Annotated in this window: 30 protein-coding genes and 1 tRNA gene; 19 read left to right on the top strand and 12 right to left on the bottom strand. The window is 62.1% G+C overall.

Annotation, left to right across the window (positions count from 1 at the left end):
• Positions 1-37 precede the first annotated feature (37 nt).
• The 9 genes from COW1_RS03735 to COW1_RS03695 all read left to right on the top strand — a co-directional run bounded on the left by COW1_RS03735 (position 38) and on the right by COW1_RS03695 (position 7,817).
• Positions 38-220 carry an AlpA family transcriptional regulator gene (locus tag COW1_RS03735; RefSeq protein WP_201345462.1) on the top strand — a complete coding sequence of 61 codons (183 nt, stop codon included), beginning with the start codon at positions 38-40 and terminating at the stop codon, positions 218-220.
• Positions 217-369 (top strand): hypothetical protein, encoded by a 153-nt coding sequence (locus COW1_RS03730; protein ID WP_201345461.1) that lies wholly within the window; start codon positions 217-219, stop codon positions 367-369. The genes COW1_RS03735 and COW1_RS03730 overlap by 4 nt, the downstream gene beginning before the upstream one ends.
• Positions 366-794: a hypothetical protein gene (locus COW1_RS03725; protein ID WP_201345460.1), complete on the top strand. Its 429-nt coding sequence runs from the start codon at positions 366-368 to the stop codon at positions 792-794. The genes COW1_RS03730 and COW1_RS03725 overlap by 4 nt, the downstream gene beginning before the upstream one ends.
• Positions 791-2,029, top strand: coding sequence for an AAA family ATPase (locus COW1_RS03720; RefSeq protein ID WP_201345459.1), 1,239 nt, complete (start codon positions 791-793; stop codon positions 2,027-2,029). The genes COW1_RS03725 and COW1_RS03720 overlap by 4 nt, the downstream gene beginning before the upstream one ends.
• Entirely contained in the window at positions 2,019-2,390 is a 372-nt protein-coding gene (locus COW1_RS03715) for a hypothetical protein (protein ID WP_201345458.1), read from the top strand. Before COW1_RS03720 ends, COW1_RS03715 begins: the two co-directional genes overlap by 11 nt.
• Positions 2,391-2,572: 182 nt before the next feature.
• Positions 2,573-2,812: a hypothetical protein gene (locus tag COW1_RS03710; RefSeq protein ID WP_201345457.1), complete on the top strand. Its 240-nt coding sequence runs from the start codon at positions 2,573-2,575 to the stop codon at positions 2,810-2,812.
• 402 nt (positions 2,813-3,214) lie between these two features.
• Positions 3,215-5,170, top strand: a complete 1,956-nt coding sequence (locus COW1_RS03705; protein WP_201345456.1) for a ClpP-like prohead protease/major capsid protein fusion protein — start codon at positions 3,215-3,217, stop codon at positions 5,168-5,170.
• 92 nt (positions 5,171-5,262) lie between these two features.
• Entirely contained in the window at positions 5,263-7,083 is a 1,821-nt protein-coding gene (locus COW1_RS03700) for a hypothetical protein (RefSeq protein ID WP_201345455.1), read from the top strand.
• Positions 7,084-7,307: 224 nt separating this feature from the next.
• Positions 7,308-7,817: a hypothetical protein gene (locus COW1_RS03695; RefSeq protein ID WP_201345454.1), complete on the top strand. Its 510-nt coding sequence runs from the start codon at positions 7,308-7,310 to the stop codon at positions 7,815-7,817.
• Positions 7,818-8,022: 205 nt separating this feature from the next.
• Here COW1_RS03695 and COW1_RS03690 read toward each other — a convergent pair.
• Positions 8,023-8,112 (bottom strand) — tRNA-Ser (locus COW1_RS03690).
• Positions 8,113-8,648: 536 nt separating this feature from the next.
• On the opposite strand from COW1_RS03690, the gene COW1_RS03685 reads away from it, so the two are divergent.
• Together COW1_RS03685 and COW1_RS03680 are read left to right on the top strand one after the other, a co-directional pair.
• On the top strand, positions 8,649-9,320 hold the full coding sequence (locus tag COW1_RS03685) for a Bax inhibitor-1/YccA family protein (protein WP_242466485.1): 672 nt from the start codon (positions 8,649-8,651) through the stop codon (positions 9,318-9,320).
• Positions 9,321-9,398: 78 nt separating this feature from the next.
• A complete protein-coding gene (locus COW1_RS03680; RefSeq protein WP_096366408.1) occupies positions 9,399-9,587 on the top strand; it encodes a hypothetical protein in 189 nt (62 codons plus the stop codon).
• On the opposite strand, the gene COW1_RS03675 is transcribed toward COW1_RS03680, so the two are convergent.
• The 3 genes from COW1_RS03675 to COW1_RS03665 are packed head-to-tail and all read right to left on the bottom strand — an operon-like array spanning position 9,584 to position 11,753.
• Positions 9,584-10,120: a hypothetical protein gene (locus tag COW1_RS03675; protein ID WP_096366409.1), complete on the bottom strand. Its 537-nt coding sequence runs from the start codon at positions 10,118-10,120 to the stop codon at positions 9,584-9,586. The genes COW1_RS03680 and COW1_RS03675 overlap by 4 nt on opposite strands.
• 5 nt (positions 10,121-10,125) lie before the next feature.
• On the bottom strand, positions 10,126-11,256 hold the full coding sequence (locus COW1_RS03670) for a hypothetical protein (protein WP_096366410.1): 1,131 nt from the start codon (positions 11,254-11,256) through the stop codon (positions 10,126-10,128).
• A 59-nt stretch (positions 11,257-11,315) separates the two neighbouring features.
• Positions 11,316-11,753: a tetratricopeptide repeat protein gene (locus tag COW1_RS03665; RefSeq protein WP_096366411.1), complete on the bottom strand. Its 438-nt coding sequence runs from the start codon at positions 11,751-11,753 to the stop codon at positions 11,316-11,318.
• Positions 11,754-12,182: 429 nt separating this feature from the next.
• Between COW1_RS03665 and COW1_RS03660 the strand changes: the two genes are divergently transcribed.
• The 3 genes from COW1_RS03660 to COW1_RS03650 all read left to right on the top strand — a co-directional run bounded on the left by COW1_RS03660 (position 12,183) and on the right by COW1_RS03650 (position 15,244).
• On the top strand, positions 12,183-12,386 hold the full coding sequence (locus COW1_RS03660) for a hypothetical protein (RefSeq protein ID WP_201345453.1): 204 nt from the start codon (positions 12,183-12,185) through the stop codon (positions 12,384-12,386).
• Between the two features lie 254 nt (positions 12,387-12,640).
• A complete protein-coding gene (locus tag COW1_RS17225; RefSeq protein ID WP_201345452.1) occupies positions 12,641-14,401 on the top strand; it encodes a S8 family serine peptidase in 1,761 nt (586 codons plus the stop codon).
• 264 nt (positions 14,402-14,665) lie between these two features.
• Entirely contained in the window at positions 14,666-15,244 is a 579-nt protein-coding gene (locus COW1_RS03650; RefSeq protein WP_201345451.1) for a VPLPA-CTERM sorting domain-containing protein, read from the top strand.
• A 10-nt stretch (positions 15,245-15,254) separates the two neighbouring features.
• Here COW1_RS03650 and COW1_RS03645 read toward each other — a convergent pair whose 3' ends face one another.
• Positions 15,255-15,824, bottom strand: coding sequence for a hypothetical protein (locus COW1_RS03645; protein ID WP_201345450.1), 570 nt, complete (start codon positions 15,822-15,824; stop codon positions 15,255-15,257).
• A gap of 202 nt (positions 15,825-16,026) precedes the next feature.
• On the opposite strand from COW1_RS03645, the gene COW1_RS03640 reads away from it, so the two are divergent.
• From COW1_RS03640 to COW1_RS03625, 4 genes are read left to right on the top strand one after another with little or no spacing between them, the layout of a single operon-like run.
• Positions 16,027-17,070 (top strand): Sfum_1244 family protein, encoded by a 1,044-nt coding sequence (locus COW1_RS03640; protein ID WP_096366416.1) that lies wholly within the window; start codon positions 16,027-16,029, stop codon positions 17,068-17,070.
• A 34-nt stretch (positions 17,071-17,104) separates the two neighbouring features.
• Positions 17,105-17,716, top strand: a complete 612-nt coding sequence (locus COW1_RS03635; RefSeq protein ID WP_096366417.1) for a 2OG-Fe(II) oxygenase — start codon at positions 17,105-17,107, stop codon at positions 17,714-17,716.
• 18 nt (positions 17,717-17,734) lie between these two features.
• Positions 17,735-18,163 carry a GNAT family N-acetyltransferase gene (locus COW1_RS03630; protein ID WP_157745589.1) on the top strand — a complete coding sequence of 143 codons (429 nt, stop codon included), beginning with the start codon at positions 17,735-17,737 and terminating at the stop codon, positions 18,161-18,163.
• Complete coding sequence (locus COW1_RS03625; RefSeq protein WP_096366419.1) at positions 18,160-18,906, top strand: sulfite exporter TauE/SafE family protein; 747 nt, start codon at positions 18,160-18,162, stop codon at positions 18,904-18,906. The genes COW1_RS03630 and COW1_RS03625 overlap by 4 nt, the downstream gene beginning before the upstream one ends.
• Before the next feature lie 12 nt (positions 18,907-18,918).
• Here the strand turns inward: COW1_RS03625 and COW1_RS03620 are convergent, their stop codons facing one another.
• The 3 genes from COW1_RS03620 to COW1_RS03610 all read right to left on the bottom strand — a co-directional run bounded on the left by COW1_RS03620 (position 18,919) and on the right by COW1_RS03610 (position 20,703).
• Positions 18,919-19,878 carry a GGDEF domain-containing protein gene (locus COW1_RS03620; protein WP_096366420.1) on the bottom strand — a complete coding sequence of 320 codons (960 nt, stop codon included), beginning with the start codon at positions 19,876-19,878 and terminating at the stop codon, positions 18,919-18,921.
• A gap of 138 nt (positions 19,879-20,016) precedes the next feature.
• Positions 20,017-20,376 carry a hypothetical protein gene (locus COW1_RS03615; RefSeq protein WP_096366421.1) on the bottom strand — a complete coding sequence of 120 codons (360 nt, stop codon included), beginning with the start codon at positions 20,374-20,376 and terminating at the stop codon, positions 20,017-20,019.
• 3 nt (positions 20,377-20,379) lie between these two features.
• Entirely contained in the window at positions 20,380-20,703 is a 324-nt protein-coding gene (locus COW1_RS03610) for a hypothetical protein (RefSeq protein WP_096366422.1), read from the bottom strand.
• Between the two features lie 31 nt (positions 20,704-20,734).
• Here COW1_RS03610 and COW1_RS03605 point away from each other — a divergent pair, with 31 nt between their 5' ends.
• A complete protein-coding gene (locus COW1_RS03605; protein WP_096366423.1) occupies positions 20,735-21,409 on the top strand; it encodes a Fe2+-dependent dioxygenase in 675 nt (224 codons plus the stop codon).
• A 75-nt stretch (positions 21,410-21,484) separates the two neighbouring features.
• Here the strand turns inward: COW1_RS03605 and COW1_RS03600 are convergent, their stop codons facing one another.
• The 4 genes from COW1_RS03600 to COW1_RS03585 form a co-directional block, all read right to left on the bottom strand.
• Complete coding sequence (locus tag COW1_RS03600; RefSeq protein WP_096366424.1) at positions 21,485-21,688, bottom strand: hypothetical protein; 204 nt, start codon at positions 21,686-21,688, stop codon at positions 21,485-21,487.
• A gap of 113 nt (positions 21,689-21,801) precedes the next feature.
• Positions 21,802-22,146, bottom strand: a complete 345-nt coding sequence (locus COW1_RS03595; protein WP_096366425.1) for a TusE/DsrC/DsvC family sulfur relay protein — start codon at positions 22,144-22,146, stop codon at positions 21,802-21,804.
• Positions 22,147-22,281: 135 nt separating this feature from the next.
• Positions 22,282-22,971 (bottom strand): type I-MYXAN CRISPR-associated protein Cas6/Cmx6, encoded by a 690-nt coding sequence (cas6, locus tag COW1_RS03590; protein WP_231971491.1) that lies wholly within the window; start codon positions 22,969-22,971, stop codon positions 22,282-22,284.
• Positions 22,972-23,056: 85 nt separating this feature from the next.
• Positions 23,057-23,251 (bottom strand): sulfur relay protein DsrC, encoded by a 195-nt coding sequence (locus tag COW1_RS03585; protein WP_096366426.1) that lies wholly within the window; start codon positions 23,249-23,251, stop codon positions 23,057-23,059.
• Positions 23,252-23,255: the final 4 nt, after the last annotated feature.

Genomic DNA, 23,255 nt, shown 5'->3' with positions numbered 1-23,255 from the left:
CATCGTGTAATCACGCACTACACGGAGGCATACCCCGATGCGATACATCACAGATCGACAGATAGCCGACCGCCTGGCTGTCTCTCGCGCAACCATCTGGCGCTGGTCTCAGGCCGGCAAATTCCCCAAACCTGTAAAACTTGCTCCCGGCACAACCCGCTGGCGGCTGTCGGACGTCGAACGCTGGGAACTGGAGCGCAGCGTTAAGGGGGCCGCATGACCCCCACCGCCGACGACATCCGCCGCGCCATTGAGAACACCACCCGCGCCCCGAGGAACAAAGCCCCCGAGGCCGAACGCGCCCTGCGCCAGCAGCCCCAGCCGGCCGAGCGGGAGGCGCTGGAACGGCGGCTGCGGGGCACGCCATGACTGCCCACGATTGGCCGCGCCTGGTTGAGCAGATACTGGCCCGGCTGGAGAAAGTGCGACCGATGGGCGCTGACCGCTGGATGGCCTGCTGCCCCGCGCATGATGACAAATCGCCCTCCCTGAGCATTCGCAACACCGGCGACCGGGTGCTGGTTTTCTGCTTTGCCGGCTGCTGCCCCGAGGACATTCTGACCGCCGTCGGGCTGACCTGGCGTGATCTTTTCGCCAGCGACTGGCAGGCAGACAACGCCCGCGGGGTTGCCTTGGCTGGCCGGCACTATTCGCAGAAGCCCCTGGACCCCGTGGAACTTGACCGGCGGGTATTGCGAGTTGCGAGGGCTGACATTGCCGCCGGCAAGACCCTGTCCACCGAGGACCGCGCGCGCGTGGAGCTGGCCCTGGAGCGGCTGGGGGTGGACGGATGACGCCCGAGGAACTGCTGCTGCAGGAGATCGAGCGGCATCAGCCGGACAGATGCCTGACCCCGATCAATCCCGCACTCAGCGACCCTATACCACCGATCCGGCACATCCTGGACCCATTACTGCCCCGTGGCGTGGTCACCCTTCTGGGTGGGCATGGTGGCGCAGGCAAATCGCAGCTGGCCCTGATACTCGCCGCACACGCCGCCTGTGGCCGTGCCTGGGCTGGCCGCGACATGATCCAGGCCCGCGCCTTGTATGTCTCCCATGAGGATCACCCGGATCTTGCCCGACTGCGGTCGCGGCGGATTGCCAGCGAGTACGAACTGCCGCACGAAGCCATCGAGGCCAACCTGCGGATCATCGACGCCACCGAGGCCGCGCTGGCCTATGAGGCGGCAGAAGGTGGGCTGCGGCGGTTGGTCATGACTGACGCATATCACGAGCTGCGCGAGCTGGCGGCAGGATATGGACTGATCCTGATCGACAACGCCTCAGATGCCTATGAGGGCAACGAGAATGACCGGCGCATGGTGCGGGCATTTGTCCGCTCCCTGGGCCGCATTGCCCGCGAGCAGGATGCAGCCGTGGTGCTTCTGGCCCATATCGACAAGGCCGCCGCCAAATGGGGCGGAAACGGCAACACCTACTCCGGGAGCACTGCCTGGCACAACAGCGCTCGCTCCCGCCTGGCCCTGGTGGACACGGACGGCCGCCTGGAGCTGCGACACGAAAAGGCCAACCTGACCCAACGGGCTGAGCCGATCCGCCTGGACTGGACAGCTGAGGGCGTGCTGGTGCCGGCTGGGGCTGCTGACGTTACCGGGCGCGATGCCGATGACGATGCTGCAGTCCTGGAGGCCATTGCCGCCGCGATCGAAAGCGGGGCCGATGTATCGACAGCACGAACCGGCCCTGCCAACACCTTCCTGCTATTGAGCACCTTCCCGGACCTGCCAGAGGATCTGCGCAGCGCGGCGGGAAAGAAAAGATTCTGGGCAGCCATCAGCCGCCTGGAGCGGTCGGGGCGCATCGTTGTTGACGAATACCGGGACCACCGCCGCCACCCCAAACGCCGATACCTGTGCGCCAGTTCAGGTGCGCGCGCTCTCCCCCACACCCCCTGTGAACAAGAGCAGCGCAGGGCGCGCTCAGGTCCACAGGTTAGCGCGGGTTCCGAGAATTTGAGCAAACCCGCGCAACCCGCGCAGTACAGGAGTGCAAAGAATGGCGAATGACAAACCTACCTGCGGCACCTGCACCCACCGCGTCCGTGGCTGGTGCAAGACCCACAAGGCCAAGGTCGGCCCCCGGCTGCGTGCCTGCGCCGATTATCAGGACAAGGCCCGCGCCCTGCCGCTGGAGACCGTGCGCGAGCTGCTGGAGACCTGCGGGGTGGCAGACCTGGTGGAGACCCTGGAGGAACTGGAGGACGGGCAGCGCGGCGTGCGGCTTGTTCCTGGGCTGGACCAGAACCTACGCGAGCGCGTGCTGGAGCTGGTCGGCGTCAGCGTGACCCCGCCCCAGAGGCTGACACTGCCGGAGAAGGCAGAGCAGCAGCCGGCCCCGGGGCGGCAAGCAGGCGGGCGTGCGGCATGATTACCTTAAATATCAGAATGTTACGGGTCCCCCTGGGGTTCTGCAATGCGGGTGCAAGCGCGAGCGCGGTTTTCGACAATTTTTGCGGCTCAAAGAATTAATGACCATGTTAATCATTCGCATTCGCTTTTTAGGTTTATGACCCATATCGCGGCACCGCCGCACCAACTGAGGAAACAACGATGACGCAGATCGACGAAAAGGTAATTGAAGAAATCACGCACGAGATCATGACCCGCATCCAGTTCCGGCGCTGGCCTGCCCCAGAGGTCGCAATAGCCCTGGCCCGGGCAGCCGGTGCGCTCGCTGGACGGGCGGCCAGCGGCGAAGAGACTTTGACGGCATCAGTGTCCGGCCTGGCCGCTGTGCTGGGGGATCAGGCTGCGCACGATTTCGCCGACCGGAACACGACGAGCCATTGAACGACCCGCAACAAAACCTGCGCCGACTTCGCGCCGCTCTCCAGGGCGGCGTACCCGTCCCGCTTGATGTGGCCGACTGGCTGCTGACCGGATTGGATCGTGCCGGTGGTGGCGAGGATCTGGGCACGGCGCTGGGGCTGGTACCGGCAGGCAGGTCAGCACGGCGAGCCGCTGCAACGTCTGTTCTGTGGCAACTGTTTTGCAGGCAGTCCCCATCGTCACCGTGGCCCCGATGCGAGCGGATGGCCGCGCTGTTCCTAGACTACTACCGCACCGGCTACGCACCGGATGATGACGTACTGGCCATGCTGCGGCGGCTGTTCGCGCTAGAGCATCCACCAATGTCAACACGCGCCATCTACAGGCGACTATGGCGCAGTTGACTGACAGGAATCGACCACATTGTCAGTAGACGCGCTGCGCCATCTTGGCATCATGACAACCATGATCGAAATTTATATTTACGACGACATCGGTGAAGGGCTGGCCCGCGATCTGGCCGCGCAACTGGATCAGGCGAAAGGCCAGGACGTGCTGCTGCGGATCAACTCCCCCGGTGGCTCAGTATCCGAGGCCCTGGCCGTTGTCAGTGCAATGCGTCGGCATGGTCTCGTGGATACTGTGATTGATGGCCTGGCCGCATCCAGTGCTTCTGTTATCTCTGTCGCCGGCCGCCGTCGCACCATTGCGGAAAACGCCCTGCTGATGGTGCATGCGCCCTGGGTTGTGACCGAGGGCAATGCCGACGAACTGCGCCGCACCGCTGACGTGGTGGAAAAACATGGCGAGCAGTTGCTGGATATCTATGCCCGCGCCACCGGCAAGCCGCGTGCAACGGTACAGAAATGGCTGACCGCTGAAACCTGGTTCGATGCTTCCGAGGCCCTGGCCGCCGGCCTGGTCGATGAGATTGCAGAACCCTTGGCCATTGCCGCGAGCATGCGGCGGCAGATTCAAAACATGGGCTTCGAGCGCCCGCCCCAACTTGATGAGGTTGACGAAATGACCACGAAAAAGACGACCACCCCCGAACCCGAAGCCAAGGGCAAGCCCGACCTGAAAGCCGTGGACCGTGACGGCGTTCTGGCAATGGAGCGCGAGCGCCGCAACAGTATCCGCGCATCCTTCACCCCCTTCCTGGACCGGCCCGGCGTACAGGCGCTGTATGAACATGTGATGGACGACCCCGGCGTGACTGCTGAAACGGCCGGCCAGCAGCTCCTGGCGAAGCTGGGCGAGACTGCCGAGCCGGTGGCCTCAATTCCCCGCGTCAGCATGGGCGAGAACCGCCATCATAGCGATTTCAAGGCCGCTGCTGTCGATGCCATGCTGATCCGTGGCGGTATCCGGATCAATGAACCACACCCGGCCGCGCAGGACTTCCGGGGTTATTCCATCGTCGACATGGCCCGCGCCCGGCTTTCCCAGATTGGCAAGTCCACCACCGGCATGAGCCGCGCCGACACCATCCAGGCCGCGCTCACCACGTCCGATCTGCCGGACCTGCTGGCGAACGTCGCGAGCAAGTCAGTCATGAACGGGTTCAACGCCGAACATGCTGTCACCCACGGCGAATGGACGATGGAGAGCACGCTGCCGGATTTCAAGGAAGCCAAGCGCGTTGCGTTGAGCGAGGCCCCGGGCCTGCTGGAAGTCAAGGAGCGAGGCGAGTTTCTGGACGGCGGCATGACCGATGCAGCCGAGTCCATCCAGCTCAAGACTTATGGCCGCATCATTTCCCTGTCGCGGCAGATGCTGGTCAATGACGATCTAGGCGAGCTGACCCAAGTCCCGCAGGCGATGGGCATGGCCGCCCGCAGGACTGAATCCGATATCGTGTACACCCTGTTGACTGGAAATCCGACCATGCGGGATAGCAAGGCCCTGTTCCATGCCGACCATGACAACTATGTCGCCAGCGGTTCTGGCGCGGCCCCTGGAATAGCGACACTGGGCGCAGCGCGTGCAGCGATGAAGATGCAGAAAGGCCTGGCCGGCGAGAGCTTTTTGAACATCGAGCCCAGGTACCTGATTGTGCCTGTGGAGCTGGAGACGGCGGCCTTCTCTCTGATGGCGTCCATCGTGCCGCTGTCTATCGATGAGGCTGTGCCGGAGTGGATCAAAAACCTGACCGTCATCAGCGACCCGCGCCTGGATGAGGTCAGCACCACCGCCTGGTATCTGGCCGCTGACCCGCTGCTGCATTCCACCATCGACGTTGCGCGGCTGGATGGCGAGCCGGTGTTCCTGGACACGCAGAATGGCTTTTCAACGGATGATGTGAGGATGAAAGTTCGCATCGACACCGGAGCCGCTGCTGTGGACTGGCGCGGTCTGTATCTCAACGAAGGCGCATAATCTGCTGCCGGCTGGGGCGGGCACCCTGGTCGGACCGGAGCGCGGCCGCCGGACCTGGTGAAAAGGGTCGCACTTATTCTAAAGGGTGAAGCATGGCTGACCGTCTCGACAAACTGGTCCTGCAAATTACCTCCGACAGCACGCAGCTCAAGCGTGACCTGTCCGGGGTCAATCAGAATATTGACCAGTTCAGCCAGCGCGCATCCCGCTCCCTGAATGCTTTCAAGAGTGCGGCCATCGCCGCCTTCGGCGTTTTTTCCGTGTCTCAGGTTGCCGGTGTGGTCAATGGCTACATCGAGCAGGCCCGCAGCCTGGATGCCTACTCCAAGGCGCTCGGAATCAATGTTGAGCAGCTACAAGCCTGGCAGTTCGCCGCACAGGACGTGAACATCCAGGGCGAGAAGGTCGCCGATATCTTCAAGGACGTGTCCGAGAAGATCGGCGACGCCTTCGCCAATAATGCCGGGGAGGCTGTCGAGGCGCTGGACCGGCTTGGCCTTTCCGCCGCCGATCTGGCGCGGCTGTCGCCTGACCAGCAACTACTGGCCATTGCGCGTGAGCTGGACAATCTCGGGACTCAGGGCGAAAAGGTCCAGGTGCTTGAGTCTCTGGCCAGCGATGCCTCTCTGCTGCTGCCGCTGCTGGATGACAATGCTGTTAAGTTCCGGGAACTGTCAGGCGAGTTGCAGAACTTCGGGACCGTTCTCGATCAGGATGCGATTGACAAATCCAAGGAGCTGGACAGGGAGATGCGGAAACTCAGCGCATCTGCAGAATCACTGAAAATTGAGATACTTTCGGGATTGGTCCCTGCGCTGGGGCAGTATGCGGAGGCCATCAACGAACGTGGCGTGCTGGGCGGCATCGGGGCCGTATTGTTTACCGATGACTTTGCCAACGATGCAGCGAAGCTCAGAAATGCAAGGGAAGAGTTGGAGCTTCTGGAAACCAGGCTCAGCAATGTGCCTGAAAACAGCCAAATATGGGATTTTTATCTCGGCAAGATAGAGAAAGTGAAAACCGAGATCGCCGGCATCGAAACCCGGATATTCGCGGGTGACACTGACATCCCTGGCTATAGATTACCTGACAAGCCACCTGGCGGCGGTGATCGTGGCAGCGCGACACCTCCGCCGGTCAGCACCCCAAGCCCGTCTGCGTCCGTCTCCGATCCCTTCAAGGACTTCGATGAAATGGTCAAGCGCTCGGGCGAGGCCGTGTCCTCTGAGAATGCCGAATATCAGCGGTGGGTCGAATCCATGGAGCAGGCTGCACAGGCGCTGCGTGAGACGATCAACCCGATGGAAGCGGTTGAGTCCGAGCTGACTAAGATCGAGCGATTGAAGGAAGGCGGCTTTATTGGCTGGGACACCTATGCAGAGGCCGTATTCAACGCCATGGAAGGGATCGAGAGCCGGACAGAAGAAGCGACCGAGGAAATGTCGGTATTCGCCGAACAGGCCGCCCGGAACATGCAGGACAGCCTGGCGGACTTCCTGTTCGATCCCTTCGATGAAGGGCTGGAAGGGATGCTGCAGGGCTTCTCCGATACACTGCGGCGGATGGCGGCCGAGACGGCGGCGGCGGATATCTTCGAATCCATAGGCGGCACCGAAGGCGTCGGCAGCTTCCTGGGCGACATCATCGGCGGGCTTAATATTCCAGGCTTCGCCGACGGCACCAGCTTTGCCCCTGGCGGCCTGGCCGTGGTGGGCGAGCGCGGTCCCGAGCTGGTCAACCTGCCGAGAGGTTCCCAGGTCATCCCGAATGACAGGGCCGGTGGCGACAATATCTCGATTTCCGTGCCGGTGACCATCTATGGCAGCCCCTCCGAGAAGGACCGGCGCAGCGCGACCCAGATCGGCAACGATGTCGGGCGTCAGATCCAGCGCAGCATGCGTCGCAACGGCTGACTTGACTTCATAGCTTCCCGGCGTATGCTGGGGATGCGGGGCTTCAACACCCCAACCATAGGCGGACGCCGCACCTGTCAGACATGCGGCGACTTCCTGAAAGTGTTACGCCGGGCGGCGCACGCCATGCAAGACCCGAAAGGGAAAAACGTGCGGCCGTGCCTATGGACGGTGTTGAACCGCCCGGCACCTATACTCTTCAACGAAACACATAGGAGATCAACATGAGCAACGAAACCGACCGCAAAACCGTATCCCGTGACCATGCCATGATGGCCTTGCATGAGGCCGTATCACGGATGAACGCGGCACTGTATCAGGCCGCACAAGAACCGGATGCCGCCATCGGCGAGCAATTCGAAGTCCGCGACATGGTAGTAGAAGCGGGAAACAACGCGGCAGCTGTGGCGCTGGAGATCTTATCGGACTTGAATATCCTTGGCTATGACCGCGACCCAGACCTGACGTATAAGGGATGCTACAAGGATTGGCTGGCATGGATGAACGACTCAGGGCCTGCCATCAAGGTCCAGGGCCTCGATGATGAGGTCATGGCCCTGGCCGCTGCCTTGCAGCAGCTCAAGGACGCTGGTGATATTGCCTACGAAGAGGCCGTCCGCGAGATTCGCGAGGGCATCAGCAACCCGGTCGACACGGATCAGGAGCAGGCATACCAGCGTATCCGCAACCTGATTGATCCACCCCAGGCTGATGGGGCACCGGAAACCCAGTAACCCCTGCTCTCTTTCACCCTGCACTTGCCCCGCCCCGGCGGGGCTTTTTTGTGCCCGCAAAAGACAACGCCGCCCGGGGGCGGCGCTGTGGCCCTGGCGGCAGGCGCGCATGTGGGCGGCCGTGCGTGGGGCATTTCCTGTTTGTTGGGTATGCTGTAGGGTATGAACTATATCGCCACATAACCTACTGATTATAAATAACATATGGCGGAGGGGGTGGGATTCGAACCCACGGAGGTCGTTAAACCTCGCCGGTTTTCAAGACCGGTGCTTTCAACCGCTCAGCCACCCCTCCGGTTGAACCTGATTGTACACTGCTGTCGTTGTCCCACTGCCAGGGAAGCCCGGCGCAACACTCCGGCATCGAGCCGGAGCGTCCCGCGAGGGGGTGGGATTATTCGGGCGCGCTGGCGCGCCCTCACCCCTTGCGGGGCCGCCACCGCTGCGCGGCGGCGTTGTCTCGTGCCTGACGGCACTCGGCTCGAACCCACGGAGGTCGTTAAACCTCGCCGGTTTTCAAGACCGGTGCTTTCAACCGCTCAGCCACCCCTCCGGCTGAACCTGATTGTACACTGCTGCTCTTGTCACACTGCCAGGGAACCCCGGCGCGACACTCCGGCTCGGCCGGGTTGCCGCCCGGAAGACAGCGACCGGACTGCAGGCGCCGCATTATGCCCCCCATGACAGCCGAAGCCAAGGTTTTTTCTATGGAAATCGCCCCATGCAATCGACTGCAGGCGCTTGTCCCGCCACCACCATATCGGTATGCTGAACTTTAGATTGAGTCAAGCTGTCATAGTGGTAGCCAATCCACAGGAGGACGAACCGACAATGAATACCCCTGAACAGATGATGGCCCGCTCGCAGACGGCGACGCTGGCCACCAACAAGCTGCTGCGCAACACCTTCACCATGCTGTCCATGACCCTGATCTTCAGTGCCGTCATGGCCAGCGTCTCGATCGTGATGTCGGCCGGCTTCGGCCTCTCCCTGGTCGCCATGCTGGTGGCCTTCGGCCTGCTCTGGTTTGCCCTGCCGCGCACCGAGAATTCCGCTGCCGGCATCGGCGTGGTATTCGCCTTCACCGGCCTGATGGGCTTCAGCCTGGGGCCGATACTGAGCCACTATCTGGCGCTGCCCAACGGCGGCCAGTTGATCGCCACCGCCCTGGGCGGCACCGGGGTGATCTTCATGGGCCTGTCCGGCTACGCCATGACCACCAAACGCGATTTCAGCTTCATGGCGGGCTTCCTGTTCGTGGGCCTGATCGTGGTCATGATCGCCGCCATCGCCAACATCTTCCTGGCGATCCCGGCCATGTCGCTGGCCATCTCCGCCGCGGTGGTGCTGCTGATGAGCGGCCTGATCCTGTTCGACGTCAGCCGCATCGTCAACGGCGGCGAGACCAATTACCTGCGCGCGACCGTGGCGCTGTATCTGGACATACACAACCTGTTCATACACCTGCTGCACCTGCTGGCCGCCTTCAGCGGGCGCGAATAGCCCGGCCGCCGGCATCGGCTGAAGCACGTCCAGGCCACGGTCTCCACCGTGGCCTGTTTTTTTGGGAGAGAGAACCGCATGGAAATGTGGATGAAGATCGCGGTGGCGGCCCTGCTCGGGGTGATGGTCTGGAGGCTGTGGCCGGCGGCCAATCACTGGCTCAAACACGGCCCGCGCGGCAGCAGTCAGGACTGGCAGGCGGCACTGCTGCCGATCCTGGCAGTGGTGGCCTTTATCGTGCTGCTGATCCTGATGGTGCGGGGTTAGACCGCCGTGGCACTGGTGACCTCGAAATCCTCGAAGCTGTTCTTCAGCCAGCGGTAGGCCGTGTGCCGCGCCCAGCGGGTCAAGGCCTCATCGTTGTCGCGTTTCTGGAACACCCCCACCACCAGACCGATTTTGACGGTGTCCGGCGTATAGTGTTCGACCAGTTCGTTGTAGGCATTGAGCTGGGTCGGGCGCACCCCGGGCATGGTGAAGGCCACGGTCTGCACCGACAGGAAATTAAGGCTGGCGAAGATGGGCCGCAGCTTGCGGTGGATCTCCTCGCGCACCAGATTGGCGACGAACCAGCTGGTGTGCGAGACGGCCTCGAGCAGTTCCGGATCCAGACCGCCGTTGTTCTCGAAGAAATCCAGTGCCGGGTAATAGCCCAGTTCGTGTTCGCGCGCATAGGCCACCACCTGATCGGCCAGTTCGGTACCGATCACGTAGGGCGAGGACGGCAGGTGACGCTCGAACACATGTTCCGGCAACCGGACCCTTATGTTGAGCGCGATCTTGTTGAGTTGGATGGACACGGCGCTCAGCGCTTGCCCCGCAGCACCTGGAGATGGTCGAACAGGGGCGTGGTGACGGGTTCGATCTTGCGCCGCATCACGCTGCCGATGGCATCGGTGCGGGCGAAGATGGGCGCGACCAGCCGTTCGCCGACCCCGGCGAACACGCACAATGCCTGGACGGCATCGGCATGCTCAGGCACAGCTTCCAGCAGTTCGGCCAGCGGCGCATCCCCGCTGGCGGCCGGGTCCCGTCTGCGGGTTTCGGCCTGCATCAGCACGGCATCGATCTCGCACAGACGTTCGCCCGGCGCGGCCACCGGGCTGAAATAGTCCTTCAGCGCCTCGAACAACTCCACCACCACGTCCTGATTGTTGGGCTTGCGCAGCACGGTCTCGACCGTGCGCAGATAGGCCTGTCCGGCCGGGCTGTAGATCCGGTCCAGCAGCCGCGCGGCCGGGTTGCCCTGCTCCAGCAGCAAGGCCAGCGCGGGCCGCAGCGCCTCCAGGGCCGGATGCGGGGGCTGCTCCGCAGGCAGCGCATCCGGAACAGTCTGCAGAAAACCGACATAGTAGGTGTTCTTGTGGCGGGCACGCTCCCAGATCCGACTGCGGGCTTCGTCATCGATCAGCCCCGGCTGCAGGATCAGGCGCACGCTCTCGATCATGTCCTGGGGATTCTCCTCGAACGGCAGGAACTCGATCAGGAACGCGGCCAGTTCCCGCCCCAGATCGCTGGCGGCCACGCAGTCGCGGGCCAGCATCTTGCGGGCATTGTCGGCGCTGGGCATGGCCCACCAGGCCCGTCGGGCCAGGTCCTCGGTCAGGCCCCGGGCGTGGACCACGGCCACCACGGCCTCCGGCTCCCCCAGCATCAGCAGCTTGTCGAGGTTGTTGTCACGGGTCTGGCCCATGCGGGTCCAGCGTTTGAGATAGACCGGATAGCCGCCCGGCGAGCCCAGCACCTGGGTCGACAGCAACTCCTTGACCTGCTTGACGTACGATTCATCCCGACAGTTCGGATTGAGTCTGACCGCCGTCTCCCCCTGGGGCGAGAGGCCGTAGACAGTCATGGAGGATTCGTCGATGCGGACCGCCTCCAACTCGTTGGCCAGCATGACATTGAGGCGCAGGGCGTCTACCGAAGAAAGTTCCATTTTATATACAGCTGATTATAAGCATATCTTAATGTTGAACAGCAGGATTTTGGCCGCGCTCAGACGGCGTCGTCAAACCCGGCCAGTTTATAGAGCCGCCGGGCCTCTTCAAGATCCTGCTCCACCCCGTTGCCCTGCTCGTACATCATGGCCAGGGTCGTCAGCGAGCCCGCCATGCCCTGATCAGCGGCCATCTGGAACCATCTGGCCGCTTCCTCACCGTTTTTCTCGACACATTCGCCTTCGAGGTACATGAACCCCAGGCCGTGTTGCGCCAGGGCGTGGCCCTGCTCGGCGGCGGCGCGCATCCATTTATAGGCCAGTTCGTCATTGCGGGTCATGCCCAGGCCATTCTGATAAATGATCGCCAGCCGGTGCTGGGCCTCGGCGTTGCCCTGCTGGGCGAAAGGGCTCAGCATCTGTGCGGCGCGGGCAAAGTGCTTGGCCTCGAACGCCGCCATGGCGCTGCTGAAATCGACGTCGTCTTCGAATGACATGGTGCCTCCAGAGGGTGCTCTCATTCAGTGCAAACGAATAGTTTACCAAAATAATAAGGATTTAGAAAAGATGCGCCGCCTCTGCCTGAGGCTTGATTTTCCGGTAAATTCGCTCCTGCCGGCCCCGGCCGAGGCATCCCTCTATGGGGATATACGTCGCGCCCTGACTTGTCTGTATACTCCCCCACCCTGAAGTACTAGGGCCTGCTCTATGCTGGCGCGCCGATCCTGAATCCTCTGCAACCGCACGATTCCCTGGCGTCGGCTGCGGATGCGGTCCGGCAGACGCTCGCTTCGGGCACTGCGCCGACGCATTTTGACGCGGCAATCCGTTACCCCATCAGGGATGACGACTGTCGCAAAATAGTGGAAAATACACGGCTAACCGAGATCGAGATCAGTTCGAAGATCAGAGAAGGAGAAGCAAGCATGAACCCGCATCAGGCATACTATGACGCAGTGACCAAGATGGAAGAGGCTGGCGTCGACAGCGAATTCATCCAGGGCTGGCAGAGTGGCTACTGGCTGAACCCGGAGCGCGAAGAGCAGCGCATCACCGACGCCTACAAGGCCGGCTATGAGAAGGGCAAGGAAAAGGATCCGACCGGCTTCGAGGAGTGGGTCAAGAAGTAAGCCCCGCTCCAGCCCGACCCGAGACCCGCGATCACTGCCTCCACCCGGCAGTGATCGTGGGTTTTTTTATGGTTCGAAGTCCTGCACTGAAGAATGATTATTCAGATTAATTACATTGACTTGAATATCATTTTGAATGTCACGCCTCATTCAGGACCCAGCCGTCCGCTGTTGACCCGCCCGTTGCGGATAAGGTGTAGTTGATTACAAACAGAGCAGTTTCATTACAACAATAAAATCCTGGAGGGGAACTCATGTCAGATTCAGCAGCGCGTCTGATGCGGACGCTGATGTTGCTGTGTGCGTTCGGATCACCGGCCACCTTTGCCGCCGCCCCTCCCGCTCCCCCGGCCTCTCCTGATAGCCGGGGCTACGTTGTTCGGTTTCAGCCGGATGTCCTGCCCGACCGGGCGGCACGGCAACTCGAACAGGTCATCGGGGCCAGGCCGAGATACCTCTACCACCATGCCATCAAGGGCATGGGCATCGACCTGCCCGCCGCCGCCGCTGAACGCCTGCGGCACCATCCCCTGGTTGCCGATGTGGAACAGGCGCGCAGCTTCGAGCTGCATGCCCAGCAGCTGCCCACGGGGATCGACCGCATCAACGCCGAACTTCATCCCGGCGCCGGCATCGACGGCAGCGAGTCCCTGGTGGATGTCGACATCGCCATCATCGACACCGGCGTGGAACTGAATCACTCCGACCTCAATGTCTACCAGTATGCCTACTGCTATCAGAAGACCCCGCGCTCGGGCACCTGCAATACGGGCGACAGCCGCGCCAATGATGTGCAGGGCCACGGCACCCATGTCGCCGGCATCGCCGCGGCCCGCGACAATGGTATCGGCGTGGTCGGGGTCGCGCCGGGCGCGCGCATCTGGGCCCTGAATGTCTTCGGCACCGATCCCGGTGCAGGCACGGGGCTGCTGGAAATCATCGCCGCCCTGGACTACGTGATTGCCAACGCCGCCCAGATCGAGGTTGTGAACATGAGCCTCGGCTTCACCCATGACGGCACCGGCAGCCGCAACTTCAATGAGGCCATCGACAACACCCTCGCTGCCGGCATAACCGTGGTGACCTCTGCCGGCAACGATGCCATCGATGTCATGTACACCAGCCCCGCCGATCATCCGGATGTCATCACGGTGTCCGCCCTGGCCGATGGCGACGGGCGGATCGGCGCCCGGGCAAGCCTGGGCTTCACCTACACGACCGTCGATGGCAAATGCACTGAAAAGCAGGACGACTCCTTCGCCTGCTTCAGCAATTACGGCACCGGCGTGGACATCATGGCCCCCGGGGTGGAAATCCATTCCACCTATCTCGATGACGACTATGAGTATCTGCATGGCACCAGCATGGCCAGCCCGCATGTGGCCGGCGCTGCGGCCCTGTACCTCGCAGCCAATCCCGGCGCCGGCCCGGCCGACGTCAAGGCGGCCCTGATCGCCATGGGCGATCCCGCACCCTGCGGGGCTTCCCTGTCGCTGTGCGGGGATGATCCCGACGGCATTCAGGAACCGCTGGTCCTGCTCGCCCCGCATCCCGACACGGATGCCGACACGGTGCTGGATGACCTGGACAACTGTCCGGACGCCCATAACCCGGACCAGGCGGATCGGGATGGCGATGGCATCGGTGATGCCTGTGACAGCGACCGCGACGGCGACGGCATCGACAACGGGAGCGACAATTGCCCGGACACGGCCAATGCCGGGCAACTGGACCAGGATGGGGATGGGATCGGTGATGCCTGCGACAACTGCATCCTGCACGCCAATGCACCACAGCGGGATACGGACGGGGACGGCTACGGCAATCGCTGCGATGCGGATTTCAACAACGATGGCGCAGTGAACTTCTCGGATCTGGCCTATCTGAAATCAGCGTTCTTCAGCACCGACCCGCACGCGGACCTCAACGGTGACGGGGCCGTGAATTTCGCTGATCTGGCAATTCTGAAATCATTCTTCTTCAGCACCCCCGGTCCCAGCGCACTCGATCCATGAGCGTTCGGAATTATTTACACTTTCTCCACTGCCCCTTGCTCACCCATAGCACGTGGCCTGATTTTATCTTATGGATTTTCAGCGTATTAGGGGATTCTCGGGCTGAACACAACTGAACAAACCGCGCATGAGACGTCGAGATTCTTTTCATTCAGAGTAACCAAACTCAGTTTGATATTGCAGCCTCATGATAATAAAGCATCTTTTTTATCTGGCGTGATGCTTGCTATAGAATTTGCCAGAATAAAACTGAAGGGTAATCCAATGAAACTTTCTGCCAAAACATCCATTCGGTTTCTGTCCATGCTGGCAGCCCTGTTCACTGCAACGGCCAATGCCGCGTCCATCAGCCTGTCTCCCCAGACCACGCAGGCCGCGCCCGGTGACAGCCTGTCGTTTGATCTGCTCATCGATTTCTCGGGCGATCCGACGTTTGGCGGCGCAATTGATTTCTTCTTTGACAACAGCCTGCTGAGTTTCCAGGGATTCACAACCGCCACCACAACCCTCGTACTTGACCCTGCCTATCACCGCTCGCCGGACCCGGTCAGCAGCGGACTGGAAGGACTGGCTTTCGGGAGCGATTCGGGTCTGGAAGCGGGGATTGTAGGAACCCTGACCTTCCAGGCACTTGCGGCGGGCGATACAGCATTGACGATGGCGGTCACGACCGATCCGTTAAAGGGCGGTGATTTCTATTCAGCCGTCACGTACCAACAACAAGCCGTGACTTTCCTCGGTTCCCAGGTCGAGGTTTCCGCCGTCCCCGTCCCCGCTGCCGTTTGGCTGTTCGGCAGTGGTCTGATCGGCCTGGCGGGCATTGCCCGCCGCCGCAGCGCCTGAGGCATCAGCCTCAGGCCGTTTCCTCTCTGGGCAATTCCGGCAGCAGACTGGTGATGGCCCGTTTCATCGTCTTCATGAAAAACGGCACCTCGATGTCGATGACCTGAGTGGTCACCCACTTGCGCTGATGCTCACCCAGCACCCGCGTCACCGCGTCGCCGAAATAACGTGACATCTGGAAACTCGGTTCGAAGTCGAAGAACCCGAACTCGGCATAGCCGTCCATGCGGTCATTGAGCAGTTCGATGAAGGGGGCGCGATAGTCGCCCGGGCCGCCGAGGTCGCGGCCGTTGTCCTGCACATAGTCGGCCAGTTTCTTCGCCAGGGCATTGATGAAGATCGCCCGCTCTTCCTCGTCCATCTTGTTGTAGACGATCCGGTCCACCGCATGCAGCAGGAAGGCCAGGTATTCCTCGATCACCGTCAGGCGCTGCATCTGGGTGTCGGTCTGGAAACCCTCGTTCTCCAGATTCAGCAGCGACTGCATGCACATCCGCCACAGGGTAAAGCTCAGCGCACTGGCCGTTTCCTCGATGGTGCGCTGCTTGTCCTGGTTGTTCCAACGGGTCTTGATACGCACGGAATAATTCCCCTGATTTACTGATTTATTTCAATAGGGTGAGCCATCTTATTGAAGCGAATTCCAGCCTGGATTGGCTTTGCATCCGCCCCGGCCCATGCTAGGATGCCAATAGTATACCATTTTACTCGGGATTTCACGGCAATCCGCCTCTGAGTGCCCTACTCTTGTTGGCGGAGGTCCCGTTGCAGAGGATGTTGAAATGCAGGACGAGTGGCGCAGCCTGAGAGACTCGGTACAGCACAACTGTCACATTTCCGATGCCGCGCACGCCGGAGACTACACCCTGTGCGTCTACCTGATGAAGATGCGTGAATTCTACCGCTGGGAGATGGGCTATGCCTACGCCGATTCCCTGCCCCATGAAGAGGTCGGCGACTGGCTGCGGGCGCGGGAACAGTTGTGGGAAGATCTCGAGGAGAGTGATTTCGTCCACCTTCCGGTCGGGGATCAGGCCATCGACCCGCTGGAGGCCGAGACGGTCAACACCCGACTGCTCCCCGAAGGACTGGTCTATTCGGCCGGTTACGGCCAGCGGGCCAAACCGCATTTTTTCCTCGGCCGGCTGGACCGGCACGAAGACACGGAAGAATACCGGCTGATCGTCGCCGGCGAGGAATTCGCCCGCGATCTCACTTCGCCCCCGGCCATGTCCCTGAACGGCACCATCTTCATCCGCCGCCAGGCCCTGCGCCAGATGATCTGGGAGAAGATGGAGGAATGGCGCTGGAACCGGCTGGACAATCCCATGGGCCGGGCCATCCGCTGCTACGACTTCGACACCGACCCCGACGGCGCCCTGGACGCCATGGCTGAGGGTCAGATCGATACCCTCATCCTGCACGAGATCGGCGAGGTCCAGTGCGGCCGCGAACTGGGCCCGGAGTGGGAGGAGATGCTGGCCAGCTTCCCGCGCTCCAAGGCCGAGATCCAGGCGCGCGCTGTGCGCGACAACCTGGCAGATGCCCTGTCCACCCTGCCCCGGCTGCTGGACAAGGCGGATTCGGCCAGCCTGCATTTCTACTTCGCCACCCTGACCAACATGCGCAAGAGCCTCATGCCCAGCCTGGTCGAGGCCTATCAGACCTGGCACCGGGAGGGCAACGATTCGGTGTTGAAACAGATCATCCAGCGCAGTCAGTCACACTGGCAGCGGGTGGCCGAGACCGTATTGGATGACTTCCGCCGCCACGGCCGCGATTCCATGCAGCGCATTCCCGACTTGATCGAGACCAACGCGCTGTAAGAGAATTGCCTCCTTTCCATTCCCGGTCGATTCAATGATGTCCCATGACAGCCCGCAGCGTGCGCCGCTGCGCACCCTCACCGAAATCCAGCCCAATTCCTTCATCTTCGAGCAGCCCAATGCCCTGCCCGACTTCATCTGCCAGGACATCATCCAGCGCTTCGAAGCGCATCAGGAGGAGCAGTACAGGGGCCGCATCGGCCAGACGGCGAACGAGGACGCCGGGGTGAAGAAGACCACCGACCTGGTGGTCAGCGGCAAGCCGCACTGGAAGGACGTGGACAACAATCTGTTCCGATCGCTGGGCATTGCCCTGCGCGAGTTCCGCGAGGCCTTTCCCTACTTCAAAGGCCCGTTCAAGGACATGGGCTACGGCATCCAGCGCTATGTGCCGGGCGAGTACTATCACTGGCACATCGACGGCGGCAGTCACGAGTTCAGTCAGCGCCAGCTGGTCGCCCTGTGGTATCTCAACGACGTGCCCGGACCCGGCGGCGAGACCGAGTTCCTGTTCCAGCAGGTCAAGGTGCGCCCCGAACAGGGCAAGCTGATCCTGTTCCCCCCTTTCTGGACCCACGAACACCGCGCCGTGGAACTGCATGAAGGCGTCAAATACATCGCCACCACCTGGGTGGTATTCGCCTGAGTGTCCCCCGACTTTCGTGTGAGCCGTCCCGTCAGCGACGCCGACTTCGAGCGCTATTTCGCCCTGCGCTGGCAGCTGCTGCGTGCACCCTGGGAGCAGCCGCGCGGCAGCGAGCGGGATGAGTTCGAAGACGTCGCCTTCCATCTGCAGGTGCAGGACCGCAGCGGCCGTCTGATCGGTATCGGGCGCCTGCACTGTATCGATGACACGCGGGGTCAGATCCGTTACATGGCCGTGGTCGATGCCTGGCGCGGCCGCGGCGTCGGCACGGCCCTGCTGCAGGCGCTCGAACAGCAGGCGCGGGACTGGGATCTGGGCGAAATCCGGCTGCATGCACGGCAGGCCGCGGTCGACTTCTATACCCATCACGGCTATGCAGTGGTCGCGCCCTCGCACACCCTGTTCGGCAGCATCCCGCACTTTCTCATGCGCAAACCGCTGCCATGACCCCGTTCGAACTGACCCTGCTCGTTCTGCTCGCCTTTGCCGGCAGCTTCATCCAGGCCCTGACCGGCTTTGCCCTGGGCCTGATCGTCATGGGCCTGGCCAGTCTGCTGGGACTGGCATCCATTCCCTTTCTGGCCGCGGTGGTGAGCATGATCTCGATGGCCAACGGTGCCTGGGTCCTGGGCCGGCATCCCCGTGCCATCGACTGGCCGCAGCTGGGCTGGATGACCCTGGGGCTGGCACCCATGATCGCGCTGGGCATGGCCCTGCTGGCCTGGATGAACACGGCCACGCCGGTGCTGCTGCAGCAATTGCTGGGGGCGGTGATCCTGGCCGCGGCGCTGGTGCTGTTCTTCCGCCCGCATCCCCTGCCCCGCCCCTCGGGGGCGGCGGCCGGGCTGATCAGCGGCGCCGCCGGCGGGCTGCTGGGCGGTCTGTTCAGCACGGCGGGACCGCCGATCGTGTTCCACATCTACCGCCAGCCCTGGGACATGGCGCGCATCCGCTCGACCCTGCTGGCGATCTTCTTCCTCAGTACGCTGCTGCGCCTCATCGTGCAGATCCTGCGCGGCGAATTCGAGCCGGCCATGCTGGAGGCCGCGGCCTGGTGCCTGTTTCCGGTGCTGCTGGCCGCCCAGTTCGGTGCCCGTCTGACCCGGCATGTCCCCATTGTCCAGATGCGCCGGCTGGCGTTTGCCCTGCTGGCGATCTCCGGGCTCGGGCTGCTGCTGGTACGCGGCTGAGGCGCGCCCGTTTCACTCACTGATACGGTCACGCCCCGCGTGCTTGGCGCGGTAAAGCGCGGCATCCACGGCATTGAGCAGTTGGTCCCGGCCCTGCCCCGGCGCCAGGGCGGTCAGGCCGATGGACACAGTCACCCCGGGCAACGAACGGCCCTGGAAGTCCAGCACCGGATACTCGCGCACCGCCTGGCGCAACTGCTCGGCAATCCCGTGGGCAGCGGCGATATCGACCCCCGGGAACAGCGCGACGAACTCCTCGCCGCCGAAGCGGGCCGTGGTGTCGGCCACCCGCAGCCCACTCCGGATCGCCTGGGCCACGGCTTGCAGCGCACAGTCGCCCGCCAGGTGGCCGTGGGTATCGTTGTAGTGCTTGAAGTGATCCACATCGAGCATCAGGATTGACAACGCCTCGCCGCTGATACTGCAGCGCTGGATCTGCCGATCCAGCATCTCGCACAGCCAGCGCCGGTTGTGCATGCCGGTAAGCGGGTCCACCCGGGCATCGTGCTCGAAGGCACGCTGCATGCGCAGGCTCTCCAGGATCACCTCGTTGTCGTAGCGCAGCCGGCTGGACAGGGTGCGCATGAGGTTGCGCGCCACTACCGGAGCCATGCCGATCAGTTCCCACAGGGTAGCGGATTCGATCACCAGCAATTTGCAGTCGCTATCCGCCACCACCCGGGCCGAGGGCTGACCGCCATCGATCACGGACATCTCCCCGACGCACTGGCCTTCCATCAGGTAGGCCAGCGCCTGGTCTTCCTGGCCGGGATTGCGGACCTGGGCAAAACCGGAAATGATGATATAGACCGCATCGTTGCGGCGGGCCGGATCGAGCAGGGTCTGGCCGGCGAAGACCCGGACGATCTCGCAGCGTTCATTGACCCAGTGCAGCACATTGAGCGGCACCCCCTCGAACAGGGGCATGGTCGCAATCAGGTTGATATTCTTCGTGGTATTTTCTGCCTGCATATCCGGTATCCAGCATGTATCTGATGCTAGTTTGTCAGATTGCACGCAGTATTCTGTGGACCAGGGCACAAATCCCCGGCCGCGAAATGACCGCAAAAGGCAGGCGGGACCGAGGCGGGCGGCGGCCGGGATTTCGGATCAGTCCGGGCAGATGGCGCCCTGCTCGCGGGCCAGGGCATGGATGGCTGCAGCGGCCGGATAACCCGGCGCACCGTTCTGGAGAAAGGCCTGCCATTCGGCGTACAGACCCGCCATTTCGGGGTCGCTGCCCTGGCAGCCCAGTACCGTGATCACCGCCCCGCCGAGCCGCCAGGGGCCTTCGCCACGGATGCCGCCGCGAGCCAGATGAATGGCCCGCGCGGCCGGACGATGCAGATGCCAGAAGGGCTCGAAATACAGGAGGCCCTCGGGATGGGCAAAGCGTTCCACCATGATATGGCGGATGCCGTCGGGGTGACGGATCAGCAGCGGCGCGGTGACCTGCAGCAGTTCGGCCATGGCTCAGGCCAGATCGAAATCATGCTCGGTCATGTCACCTTCGAGATTGAGATGCACGGTTCTGATGCCGGGCATGCGCTTGAGCAGGTAGGCGGACATCATTACGCCAAGACTCTCATTGTGGCTTTCCAGTGCCGTGAGCAGCTTGTCGGCGACGATCTGGCAGCGCATGTAGACATCGGGATTGTCCACCCAGGTGCGGCTCATCTGATAGCCGCGGCTCATGTCCTCGTCCATGCGGCTGAAGAATTCTTCAGCCTCATCGAGCAGATGCTCGGGCACATCGATGGAATAGGTTTGTTCCCCTGCGTGAACATTCAGTATCATGGTCGACCTCTTGTGACTGGAGTCCCTGAACATGTTGTTGACGCTCTCCGGCGTGCTCGCCACCGAACAGCTGCAGCAGATCCGCACCCTGATGGCCGGTGCCCGGTTCCAGGATGGCCGGCTGTCCGCCGGGCGGGAAGCGAACCGGGTGAAACACAACGAAGAGATGGTTCAGGAGCAGGAACTATACACCAGGCTGAATAACATTGTGATGGGCTCCCTCGTGCAGCATGCGGTTTATCAACAGGCCGTACTGCCGCACCGCGTGGCCGCGCCCTTCTATGCGCGCTATGTCCCGGGCATGGATTACGGCGATCACGTCGACGACCCGGTCATGGGACCCATGGGGCAGCGCTACCGCTCGGATGTCTCCACCACTGTCTTTCTGAGCTCACCCGAAGACTATGAAGGCGGCGAACTGGTGATCCGCTCCAGCTTCGGCGAACAGCGGATCAAACTCGCGGCCGGCGATGCGGTCGTCTACCCCTCCTCCAGCACCCATCATGTGGCCCCGGTCAGCGCCGGGGAACGGCTGGTGGCGGTGACCTGGGCCCAGAGCCTGGTCCGGGACCCGGGTCGCCGCGAACTGCTCTACTCTCTGGCCCGGGCGCGCGACCTGCTGCTGGAGAAATCGCCCGACGAGCAGGAGACCACCCTGGTCAGCAACAGTTACACCAATCTGGTACGGATGTGGGCAGAGGTCTGAACCCCGCGGAGCCGGGCAATCCCCGGACATAAAAAAAGCCCCACCAGGTGAGGCTTTTTTCTGCAGTGCCGGGAGTCAGGCCTTGGAGCCGACTTCCTTGTGCGCCTGATCGACCACGGACATCGCCAGGTCGCGGTATTCCTTGCGGAAGCCGTCCAGGTCATGGCCGGACTCGGGTGCGTAGTAGTCCTTGGGATCGAGCCCGTTCTGGTGCTCGTATGCCATGAATTTCTTCTGCATTTCAATCATTTTCTTGATCGCTTCAGCCTTGTCGCTCATCGTACTCGCCTCCGGCTAGTGGGCCATAATCGTCGATTTTCAGGTGCTGGGCGGGACTATACCGTCACGGTCGGCCCGCAACTATATCCCAAATGGGCAAGGGGCTCCAGCGCTCAGTATCCGCCCTTGCGGCGGCTCTCCGGCAGCCCGGCGACCTTGCCGCCCTGCTTGGAGGGCATTTTCGGGAACAGCGCGTACATGTCCTTGCTGGTGGGCTTGGTGCCCCACTTGCTGGCCATCTCCTTGAGGATGGTGCGGTCGTTGGGCTGGTTCTGATTGTTGTTGAAGTATTCGTCACGCAGGTAGTGGATGATATCCCAGTGCTGATCGCTCAGCTGACCGATGCCGCCCTCGGCGTCGGCGATCACCTGCGCCAGATCCTCGGTCCACTCGTTGGGATCGTTGAGATAGCCGTTTTCGTTGGTTTCAATGGTCTTGCCGTTGAGTTCGTAAGCCATGACTCTTCCTCTGGTTCAAAGCCAATCACGGATCGGAAAATCACAAAGTCGCGGAATATACCCTGAAACGGGCAGTTTTGTAAATTAGCAAGTACTGATTGAAAGCGCCGCGGCCGTTGCCGCGGCGTACAGGCGTCAGTTGGTATCCTTCACCGCCTTGATGCCCTTGTGCGGAATGAACAGGCCGCAGCCGATCTTGCGGCCCTCGCCGATACCCTTCTGCTGCAGCATCACGGCCGACTCCGGCTCCAGATCGGCGATCATCAGGCTGCGCGTGTGCAGGATGCCGTCGGGGGTCTGAAAGGCATGGCTCTTGCCGGCCATCAGCTTGCGCACGGGGATGCCGAGCGACTTGATCCGGGCCGCCGCCCATTCCAGGAACTCCGCCTCCGACAGTCCGGGATCGGTCTTGACGTGACGGGAAAACAGCGTGGGCAGGGGGCTGAGCATCCTGAGGCTGGACTCGCCGACTTCCAGGGAATAGCCGTCGATGTCGAGAATCTGTCCCACCAGGGCCTCGGCATCCGCCTGGCGCGCCTTCGGGATACGCAGGCTCATGCGCGCGCGCCGCGACAGATGCAGCAACTCGTTGCTCACGTCCTCGGGCCGGTACCAGCCGTTTCCGGACTCGGCGCCGTGAATGAGGTGGATACCGGCAGCCTCCTCCTCCTCCAGCCAGGGCAGCGCCTCGAGCAGGGCGCTGGACAGGGCATGGGCGTGATCCAGCGGCAGCGTACGGGCCGTGATCCGGTAATTGATATCGATAATATCGTCCGGGACCTGGTAGGGCTTGTCCTCGTCCCGCTCTTCCTGCCAGAACATCATCTTTTACCACCTGATTTGAGCATCATGAAATTTCCAATATACCGGTATAACAGCAGTATTCATGCTGCTAACCGGATTTAAGCCATTATCTTCTGTTGGCCTGGGCAAAGGCTGCCTCGAGTCGATCCTCCCAGTCCACCGGCGTATCCTGGAACGGCGGCTTCACGTCCATGCGAAAGAACATCTCGCCCTGAGCAGCACGCTCCTGGATCTTCTCACACAGTTGATCGAAGGAATCCATCTCGTGTTCCTGCAGCAGGATCTCACTCAACCACAACATCAGT

Source organism: Thiohalobacter sp. COW1 (assembly GCF_016629505.1).
Classification (GTDB): Bacteria; Pseudomonadota; Gammaproteobacteria; order Thiohalobacterales; family Thiohalobacteraceae; genus Thiohalobacter; species Thiohalobacter thiocyanaticus_A.
This window is presented reverse-complemented; position numbering and strand designations above follow the sequence as displayed.